The sequence below is a fragment of the Mycobacterium sp. genome, from assembly GCF_050701675.1.
In the GTDB taxonomy this organism is placed as follows: Bacteria; Actinomycetota; Actinomycetes; order Mycobacteriales; family Mycobacteriaceae; genus Mycobacterium.
The window spans coordinates 1-7,239 of the sequence record NZ_JBOGDD010001183.1 but is presented as its reverse complement, the minus strand read 5'-3'; the positions used below and the strand labels follow the sequence as shown (position 1 = coordinate 7,239).

The window sequence follows — 7,239 nt, the reverse complement described above, 5'->3', positions numbered from 1 at the left end:
GTCTCACGGATCCGGATGTCGCTGACAGCGGTGCGCATCGCCTCGGCGAGGCGATCGACACTGAGCGTGCGTTGGTTGATGGTCCCGGCGCTGACACCGAGTTCGCTGACGCGTTGCGCCCAGAACGGGCCGTCACCGTAGGCGGGCAGGGCGATGGTCGGCACACCGGCGCGAATGCCTGCGGCCGTGGTTCCAGCGCCGCAGTGGTGCGCCACCGCGGCGACCCGGGGGAACAGCCACTCGTGCGGAGCCTCACCGATGGTCAGCACGCTCTCGTCAACGACGTCGAGGCTGGTCCATCCGGCTTGCACGACGGCGCGCACACCGGCCCGCCATGCTGCCTGCGCGATGGTGTTCGACATCTGTTCGGCGCGTTGCGGAGTGGTCATCATGCTGCCGAATCCGACGAACACAGGCGCCGGGCCGGCGGCCAAGAAGTCGGTCAGCTCGACCGGCGGGATCCAGTCGGCAGCTGGCGCCGGCCACCAGTAGCCCGTCACCTCCAAGCCAGGTCGCCAGTCAGCTGGCCGGGGCGAGACCAGGGGCGAATACCCATGTAGGACGGGCCACTGCGCGTCTGTGCGCCGGCTACGAAGCGTCCGCGCAGAGATCCTGGGGAGTCCTAGCTCGCGCCGAAATCCCGCCACCACGCGGCCGTATAGCCGATCGACCAACCAGGCGCCCGCGTCGGCGGCCAAGCGGTTGGCGACCGCACCGCCCGACCAGGACCCCAGCACGGCAGGCGGGTAGGACGCCGTGGCCGACAACGGCTGCAGGCGCACTCCGAGCGACGGAATGCCCTTGGCCTCGGCCAACGGGTGTCCGGCCATCTCGGCGAACGGAGACACCAGCAAGATGTCGGCAGGCTCGTCGGCGACCGCAGCGAGGACGTCGTTGCCGAGCGCCCGCATTCCGGCAGGTGAGGCGAAGGCCGCCAGACCCTTCATCGGCGCCACCTCCGCTCCATCGCCGGCGATTTCCAGTTCAGCGGGAAGATCGCGAAAAGCCAAGCCGCAGTTGGTGATCATGTCGGCGAACGGCGTGTAGGCGGCGATGCTCACCTGGTGGCCGGCCCGTTGCAGAGCCACGCCGACACCCGTCAACGGGGCGACGTCGCCGCGGCTACCCACAGCGATGATGACAACGGTGCTCATCGCCGGACTCCCACCGCGCGACCGAATATGGCCACCAGGTCCTCGCCATAGGCGGGGGCGTCGAAGTCGGGGTCCCGCAGGATCTTCTCCACCACCGCGTTGACGGCACCACGCAAGGCAATGGCCATCGAGGGGACGGGAAAATCACCGAACTCTCGATCCCGTTGGCCCGCAGCAAGGATCGCGGTGGGATCAAGCGCAGCTAGTTCCTCGCTGAGTTCAGGGCTGAGTCCGAGTTCTGCGAAGGATCGTCCCTCGCTGGGTTGGTAACTCGCGTTGATCTGCGTCAGCGCCGTCAGATGGACCCGGTGCGTGTCGAAGTACGCGACGTTGGCCCTGATGTACGCATTGAGTTTCCCCGACGCCGTTGTCTCGGCAGTCACCGCCGGGACGACTATCGCCAACGCCGTGCGGTACATCTCCTCGACGATGGCATCGACCAGATTGTCCTTGTTGCCGAAGTGGTACAACACCGCACTCATGGCCACGCCCACGCGATCAGCGATCTTGCGGATCGATGTCTGTGCCCACCCGATCTCCGCGATCACCTCGATCGCGCACGCCACGATCTGGGCCCGCCGCGCCGACTGGGTGAAGGTCGCCGGCTTCTTGCGCCCTGATCGCATGAACAGATAGTAGATCAAGTGATCAGTGAGCGGAAGGTGCGTCGTCCCCTTGGTCCGGTGCTTCGTTCCGTCCTGCCTTAGCGGCGCAGTGGCCCGAATTCGACCCAGCGGAGGCGTGAGGCTTCAAACCAGGCAAGGATTCCTGCCGCCAAGTCTCGTAGCCGGTCAACCTGCGCACCGCTGAGTGGGCCCACGCCGAGGCCCATCCGCTCGTCCTCGATGCTGCCCAGCAGCTCGGCGATCTCGTTTGCAGATGCCCCTTTGCTGAGCGCAGAGAAGACTTCGGGAGCGTAGGAGTCGTATTCGCCTGCAGCATAAGGAAAGTCGACCGATACACCGATTGGATCCCACCTCCAATGGAGGATCTGGCGTAGCTCGTATTCACCGGTCTGCTGCCACCACTCTGCGAACTCTCCAACATCGTGCCGCTTGCCCTCGCTTGACATGTCGTCAATGTACGGCGAAGGAGCGCCTACCGATCTGCGGGTTCGGCGCGCGCCCGTGACCGGTCGGACGGCTGCACACCGTGCGCGAGTCCGTTGGCAGCGTGCATACCGGCGGCAATGTCAGCCAATAGTTGAAACGGGCGTTGACGGCTGATCCGCGTCCAGCGAGATGGTCTTCTGTAGAACATGTTTCAAGCATGATCCAGGTTCCAGCACACCAACAGTGGCACTAAGGCCGTTATTCGTTAAGATAGTGACATGCATTCCGTGGCAATCCTCGCCTACGACGGCATGTCCGGTTTCGAGTCGGGTGTGGCTGCCGAGATCTTCGGGATCACCGAACTCTCCGAGAAGTTCTCCGCAGGCATCCCGCGGCCCTGGTACACGGTCAAGCTGTGCTCGGAGCAACCCGAAGTCCGAATGCTGGGCGGCGCCACCGTGCGCACGTCATACGGTCTAGCCGACTTGGCAGCAGCCGACACGGTGATAATCCCTAGTGTTCGAGATACTTTGGCGCCGGCCTCTCCCGAACTCGTCGCCGCGATCAAGACGGCGTCCGAACGGGGATCGCGGCTGGTGTCCATCTGTTCTGGTGCATTCGCCCTCGCCGCCGCCGGCGTCCTCGACGGCCGGTCGGCCACTACGCACTGGATATACGTGGATCTCCTTCAAGAGCGGTATCCCGAGATCGACGTCGATCCCGTACCCCTCTACGTCGACGAAGGAGACGTGCTCACCAGCGCAGGATGCGCCGCGGGCCTGGACCTGTGCCTTCACATCGTGCGCTCCGATCATGGCGCTCGAATCGCCAATGACGTGGCACGACGGCTGGTGATCTCACCACACCGCGCCGGGGGGCAGGCTCAGTACATCGAGACTCCGGTGCCGGAGCCCACCACCGACGGTCAGATTGCGGCCGGAATGGCATGGGCAGTGGACAACCTCGATGCGCCGATCACCCTTGGCGAGTTGGCCGCGCAGTCAACCCTGTCGCGGCGCAGCTACCTCCGACGGTTCGCCAAGGCAACTGGAACCACCCCGATCAAATGGCTGATCGCACAACGCATTCAGGCGAGTCTGGAACTCCTGGAGTCATCCTCGCTGTCCATCGAGCAGGTTGCCACCCGGGTTGGCTTCGAGTCGGCGGTCACCTACCGACACCATTTCGTCCGCGCGTTGCGGACAACGCCAAGCGAATACCGGGGCTGCTTCACGGGAGCAGCAGTCCTCCACTAGGCCTCGGTCCGCTACACCCTTGGTTGCCTGCCAGGGACGTCGATGACGGGATGCGGCCGGTGCCGCGGGCCCCCGTCAGGCTCCCAGGACCGCCTCGGCGAGCATCGTCGAGATTCGCGCGTGGAGCGCGGCGTCGTCGTCCTCGATCGCGATGGTGCTGAGGAACAGCGCCGCACCGGCCGCCATCGCGATGACCGCGCGCGCATCGCGCTGCGCGTCGGCCGGATCACCGACGCCGGCAGCGGCGAACAACGCGACCGCGGGTCCGCTGAATTCCGCCCACAATCGACTGCGCATCTCATCGTTCTCGGCCATCGCGAGCAGCAGTCCGGGTACCGCGGCCCGCACCTCCTGGCGTGCGAACAGTTGACGGCTACCGCGCACCACCCACTCGACCCACCCCTGCCGGTCGGCGTCCTCGAACGGCGCCAGATCCGGCGTATCGCCCAATATCGCGTGGAAGACCAACTCCGACTTGGACGGCCAGCGGCGGTTGATGCTCGACCGACTCACCCCGGCACGGGTGGCGATCTGACGCATGCTGAGTTCGTCCCAGCCAACCTCGACGAGCAACTCCCGGGTCACCGTGAAGACCCGCTCGTCGATCGAACGGTCCCGCGGGCGACCCGCCGCCCTAGACTCCTCCACGACAGCAATTCAACCGCAGTCTCATCCGTCGGGAGTGAACGACGCGATGATGGCGTCGGTCGGCGAAACGCCACGTGACGGCGAGGTCAGCGAGCGTGACGGAGTCATCGGTCGGGGTCGCCGCGGTCAGCAGCAACGCCGCCTCGTAGCTCAGCCCGTCGCCGAGCGGGACGATACCCGCCACTGCGTCGCCGATCCTACTTACCCCGCGAAAGATCTTTTGGGTCACCGGAATTCGCCTCAGTGAGCGGCCGGAGCCGCGCTCCAACGCATCGACCATCTCGTCGAACGCGACGAGCACCCCGCCGCATACGTAGCGTCGCGGCCCGCGGCCCGGCGTCATCACCGCTGCGTGCACGGCGGCGACGTCGCGGACGTCGATCATCTGCATTCCGCCGCGCAACTTGGGCGCGACCCCGAACCGTACGATCGGTGCCCAACCGCGCTCCGTGACACCCGCTGCCGTGTGAAAGGCGGGACCCACCACGCTCGACGGGTAGGTGACGACCACGGGCGCGCCCCGCTCCTGGAGTCGCCACGCGACCCGGTCGGCGTACCCCTTGGTCTGTGCATAGGCGCTGCGCCCCTCGGCCGTCGGGGTGTCCGGTCCGATGATTCCGTTGGGCGGCGGGAACAGCGCGCTATAGCTGCTCACCGACACCACCGGATCGAGGCCTCTCTCCACGGCACGCGTGAGCAGCGATTCCGTGGCGTGCGCGTTGATCTGCCACATCAACTCGCTGCGGCGGTCGTCGGTGCCCACCACCCCTGCCGCGTGCAACACCGCGTCGCAACCATCGAGCAGGGCCTCGATGGTTGCAGTGTCCCGGATGTCACCAGCCAACACCTCGACGCCTCCGGATTCGGTGAGGTGGCTCAGCACGGGTGCGCCTTCTGCGTCGGGGGCGACCAGCAGCCGTACCTGATGCCCACCCGCGAGCAGGGCGCGCACGGTGTGCGCACCCACATAGCCCGTTCCGCCAGTGACACCGATCAGCATGACTCTCCTCATCCGGCCGCCTGTCGCGAGGCGGCTACGCCTGCTAGATTACGGTACCAATGGCGTCGTAACTAATGGTCAATCAGACGGTGGCGACGATCTACGACGGCACTCCTTCGCTACCCGCAGGTAGTTTTGGGCCCGTGGATCACGCAGACGGCGACAAAGCCGACGCCAGCACCCTGACCGGAGTCTCGGAAACCGCGCTGCTGACGCTGAACGGCAGGGCATACCAAGCTCGCCAGCCGGAAGCCATCATCGAGGATCCGTTGGCGATCCGGCTCGTCGATGCCATCGACTTCGACTTCGACAAGTTCGGCCGCAGAGGCCAGGAGATGGCCTTGCGTTCACTGGCCTTCGACCGCGCCGCCACCCAGTACCTGTCGAAACATCCGTCCGCCACTGTCATTGCACTCGCCGAAGGCCTGCAAACCAGCTTCTGGCGCCTGAGCAGCGCGCTTCCAGACGCCGACTTTCATTGGATCACCGTCGATTTCCAGCCCATCGTCGAGTTACGCCAACGGCTGCTGCCCTCCTCCCCCCGGATCACCAACCTCGCGCAGTCGGCACTCGACTATGCATGGATGGACGAGGTGGACACGAGCAACGGCGTCTTCATCACCGCCGAGGGCCTGCTGATGTACCTGCAGCCCGAAGAAGCGATGAGCCTTATCAAGCGGTGCGCCAACCGTTTTCCGGGTGGTCAGATGGTCTTCGATCTGCCACCAGTCCTAGTGAAGAAATTCGCCCCGAAAGGCATGCGGGCCACCCGCCGGTACCGCGTTCCGCCGATGCCGTTCAGTCTGTCGGCTGCTCAGTTGGCGGATTTGGTCAACACCGTGCCGGGCATCCGCGCCGTGCACGACTTGCCAATGCCGCGAGGCCGCGGGCTGATGTTCAACACATTGTTTCCTGCCTTCTGGCAGCTGAAACCGACGAAGCAATTCCGCGGTGCCTACACCTTGCTGGAATTCGGCTGACGAGGAATCAACCGCGTAGCGACGATCGTCTAGTCGACGTGCTCGGCCAGGAACGACAAGTCGGTGCATTCGTCGAGGACACCGTGTAGCGCCTCGACCACCGCGGATGAGAGATTCTCACCGTGGTCACTCAGTGCCCGGCGAGCGCTGCCGGCGAGCTCATCGACACGGTTCTTCATCGTGGCGACGGCTCCGGTATGGACGAAGATCTGCTTGACCTCGTCGATCGCCACCTGGTCGGCCTGGGGATCCCCGACGACGACGGTCAACGTGCGGTGCTGGGTCTCGGTGGCTAGGCGCAGCGCCGTGCCGAGAAGCGCGGTCGGCTTGCCGTCGCGGATGTCGCCGCCCGCGGTTTTGCCGCTGGCACCAGCTGGGCCGTAGAGATCGGCGAGGTCATCGCGCAGCTGAAACGCTCGCCCAGTGGCCACGGCGAACCGATTCAAGGCGAGCCTGTTCTCCGTCGAGGCGTCAGCGATGGTCAAACCCAGCGCGACCGGTCGCTCCACGGTGTACTTCGATGTCTTATAAGCGACGATTTTGTCTGCTGCGTCGTCGGTGAACAGCCTGGCAGCTTGCGCGTCGAGCTCGAGCAACTGGCCGGCCATCACTTCCAGACGCATCGCACGGAACTGCTTCGTGACGTCCTCCCCGCGCGCCCTAGGTATCTCTGCGACGGCGTCGGCGATAGTGTCCTGAGCCGCCGCCCACAGCAGATCGCCGAGGAGAAGAGCAGCATGGTCTCCGAATTCGGTTGCCTCACCGGTCCATTGACGCTCCCGATGACGGGAGGCCAGCGCCGCGCGTACCGACGGGACCCCTCGGCGCAACGGGGCACTGTCGATGATGTCGTCGTGGACCAGAATCGCGGCGTGCAGCAACTCCAGGGACACGCCGACGGTCACGATCTGCGACCACGTCCCTGGACTGCCGTCGCCGGCGCGCCACCCCCAGTAGGCGAACCGGGGCCGCAAGCGCTTGCCGCCCGAGGTCACCGCAGACGTGCACAACGCCGCGTACGGCTGCAGTTCTGCGTTCATCGTTCCCAGCGGGTCGGCGATACCCTTCGTGACGATCGCCCGAAGCTGGTCTTCTACTGCTGCCACGTATGCCGTTTCGTCCACCACCGTGTTGAACATCAGCGGGGGA

At 65.5% G+C, this 7,239-nt stretch carries 7 protein-coding genes and 1 pseudogene; 2 read left to right on the top strand and 6 right to left on the bottom strand.

From position 1 onward, the window contains the following. The 3 genes from ACRDUX_RS36740 to ACRDUX_RS36730 form a co-directional block, all read right to left on the bottom strand. Window positions 1–1,154, bottom strand: a 1,154-nt coding sequence (locus tag ACRDUX_RS36740) for a glycosyltransferase (RefSeq protein WP_526421773.1), incomplete at its 3' end; no start/stop codon positions are given. Further along, a complete protein-coding gene (locus tag ACRDUX_RS36735; RefSeq protein ID WP_526421771.1) occupies window positions 1,151–1,798 on the bottom strand; it encodes a TetR/AcrR family transcriptional regulator in 648 nt (215 codons plus the stop codon). The genes ACRDUX_RS36735 and ACRDUX_RS36740, both read right to left, overlap by 4 nt. A gap of 59 nt (window positions 1,799–1,857) precedes the next feature. Then, a complete protein-coding gene (locus tag ACRDUX_RS36730; RefSeq protein ID WP_526421769.1) occupies window positions 1,858–2,226 on the bottom strand; it encodes a hypothetical protein in 369 nt (122 codons plus the stop codon). A gap of 258 nt (window positions 2,227–2,484) precedes the next feature. On the opposite strand from ACRDUX_RS36730, the gene ACRDUX_RS36725 reads away from it, so the two are divergent. Further along, on the top strand, window positions 2,485–3,462 hold the full coding sequence (locus ACRDUX_RS36725; protein ID WP_526421767.1) for a GlxA family transcriptional regulator: 978 nt from the start codon (window positions 2,485–2,487) through the stop codon (window positions 3,460–3,462). A gap of 75 nt (window positions 3,463–3,537) precedes the next feature. On the opposite strand, the gene ACRDUX_RS36720 is transcribed toward ACRDUX_RS36725, so the two are convergent. Together ACRDUX_RS36720 and ACRDUX_RS36715 are read right to left on the bottom strand one after the other, a co-directional pair. Next, window positions 3,538–4,110: a TetR/AcrR family transcriptional regulator gene (locus tag ACRDUX_RS36720; RefSeq protein WP_526421765.1), complete on the bottom strand. Its 573-nt coding sequence runs from the start codon at window positions 4,108–4,110 to the stop codon at window positions 3,538–3,540. A gap of 21 nt (window positions 4,111–4,131) precedes the next feature. Then, window positions 4,132–5,110, bottom strand: a pseudogene (locus ACRDUX_RS36715) (NAD-dependent epimerase/dehydratase family protein). Between the two features lie 143 nt (window positions 5,111–5,253). On the opposite strand from ACRDUX_RS36715, the gene ACRDUX_RS36710 reads away from it, so the two are divergent. Further along, window positions 5,254–6,090 (top strand): class I SAM-dependent methyltransferase, encoded by an 837-nt coding sequence (locus tag ACRDUX_RS36710; protein ID WP_526421775.1) that lies wholly within the window; start codon window positions 5,254–5,256, stop codon window positions 6,088–6,090. A 29-nt stretch (window positions 6,091–6,119) separates the two neighbouring features. Here the strand turns inward: ACRDUX_RS36710 and ACRDUX_RS36705 are convergent. After that, a partial coding sequence (locus tag ACRDUX_RS36705) for a polyprenyl synthetase family protein (RefSeq protein ID WP_526421763.1) occupies window positions 6,120–7,239 on the bottom strand: 1,120 nt, incomplete at its 5' end.

Bases quoted from the DNA above. Each gene is read 5' to 3' on its own strand.
- ACRDUX_RS36725 (WP_526421767.1), top strand. From the start codon at position 2,485: ATGCATTCCGTGGCAATCCTCGCCTACGACGGCATGTCCGGTTTCGAG.
- ACRDUX_RS36730 (WP_526421769.1), bottom strand. From the start codon at position 2,226: ATGTCAAGCGAGGGCAAGCGGCACGATGTTGGAGAGTTCGCAGAGTGG.